This is a genomic window from Oleomonas cavernae (assembly GCF_003590945.1).
Lineage (GTDB): Bacteria > Pseudomonadota > Alphaproteobacteria > Zavarziniales > Zavarziniaceae > Zavarzinia > Zavarzinia cavernae.
Map to the genome: position 1 here is coordinate 1 of NZ_QYUK01000028.1, position 1,487 is coordinate 1,487.

At 70.1% G+C, this 1,487-nt stretch carries 2 protein-coding genes; both read right to left on the bottom strand.

The genetic code is table 11. The features are described from left to right. Window positions 1–112 precede the first annotated feature (112 nt). Window positions 113–859, bottom strand: a complete 747-nt coding sequence (locus D3874_RS27730; protein ID WP_119782913.1) for a cyclic nucleotide-binding domain-containing protein — start codon at window positions 857–859, stop codon at window positions 113–115. After that, window positions 832–1,170, bottom strand: a complete 339-nt coding sequence (locus tag D3874_RS27735; RefSeq protein ID WP_119782914.1) for a cyclic nucleotide-binding domain-containing protein — start codon at window positions 1,168–1,170, stop codon at window positions 832–834. Before D3874_RS27735 ends, D3874_RS27730 begins: the two co-directional genes overlap by 28 nt. Window positions 1,171–1,487: the final 317 nt, after the last annotated feature.

The window sequence follows — 1,487 nt, forward strand, 5'->3', positions numbered from 1 at the left end:
GTAGAGCCGGGAAGATTTCAGTCCGCAAATAAACGCGAATCAACGCAAATTCAAGAATGGGTGCTTGCGTGTATTTGCGTCCATTTGCGGACTGCCTGGTCTTTGTATCGCCCTACGCCAGGTCCCCGACCGGAATCGCGTCGTACCCGCCTTCAAGGTACCGCGCGTCGTAGCCGTACTTCGACATCATGTAGGCGATCACCGGCGAGTCGCGGCGGTTGTCGCAGACCACGATGTAGCGGTACGAGGGATCGGCGGTGAACAGGCGCGCGCGCACCACCGGGTGCGGGATGTAGATCGCCTCCGGCAGGCGCCGTCCGCCGATCTCGCCGGGCAGGCGCACGTCGAGCCAGCGCGCGCCGCTGCCGGCCATCTCGCGGGCCTCGGCATAGCTCACCGGCAGCGCCAGCGCCGGCTGCAGCAGGCGGCGGAAATCGTCGCCGGACAGGCGCATCAGGCAGCCGTCGGTCAGCATGCGCACGCTGGCATTTCGCGGGCTCTGTGCCAGGAGGCCGTCCTCGCCCAGCGTGGCGCCTGGGCCGTACTCGGCCACGCGCATCGGCTCCGGCAGGTCGGGCAGACGCCGCGTCACCTCGCAGCTGCCCTCCGCGACGATATAGAAACAGTCGGCGGTCTCGCCCTCGCGGATGAAGCAGTCGCCGGCGCGCACCGGCACCGGCAGCAGCGCACGGAACAGCTGGTCCAGGCGGTCGCGGCCGATGCCGGCGTAGCCGCGCGCGCGCAGGAAGGCCTCGGGCCAGGCGCCGCCGGGCACCGCGTCGGCATAGGCCAGCTCGATCGCGTGCGCGCTGTCGGGCTGGTCGCTCAGCATCACCTGGTTGAGCAGTTCGCGGTCCACCTCGAGCAGCCGGCTGGGCGCGGCAACGCGCAGTTCCTGGGCGCTGGGGACGTCCTGCGGCAGCGCCACCGGGCCGCGCCGGGCGCCACTTCCGGCGCCAGCAGCAGGCGGCCGTGGGCATCGAGCAGTTCGACCCGGCCGGCCAGCAGGTAATAGTGGCTGGCCGGGGTCTCGCCGACCCCGAACAGCCGGGTGCCAGCGGCCACCTCGCGCAGGCGCAGGCCCGCGGACAACTGCGCCAGCGCCTCCGGGCTCAACCGGTTCAGCGGGTAGATGTCGCGGAAATCGAGGGCAGTGACGGCGCTGCTCATGGGTTCAAGGCGTGGCCGGCAACCAGGCTGCCAGCGGATTCAGGTGTCGACAATCCTACCCCAGGGTGTGATCCAGGCCCCGGATCGGGTTGACTTGAACGCGGCAAAGCCTTTGACTGCAAAGGAGACATTTACGGAGATTCAGGGCGGCGGGCTTTGTCCGGTGCCACTGTCATTCATGCCAACCGGGCCAATGCAGGCTCCTGCCGGACGCCATCCGGCAAGCCCCGCCGATCCCGCCGAGGGCCGGCGGGCGCTGGCCCGCTACCTGCCGGCCTGCGTGCTGGCCGACTGCGCCGGCGCCTCGCCGCGGCAGC

Bases quoted from the DNA above. Each gene is read 5' to 3' on its own strand.
- D3874_RS27735 (WP_119782914.1), bottom strand. From the start codon at position 1,170: ATGAGCAGCGCCGTCACTGCCCTCGATTTCCGCGACATCTACCCGCTG.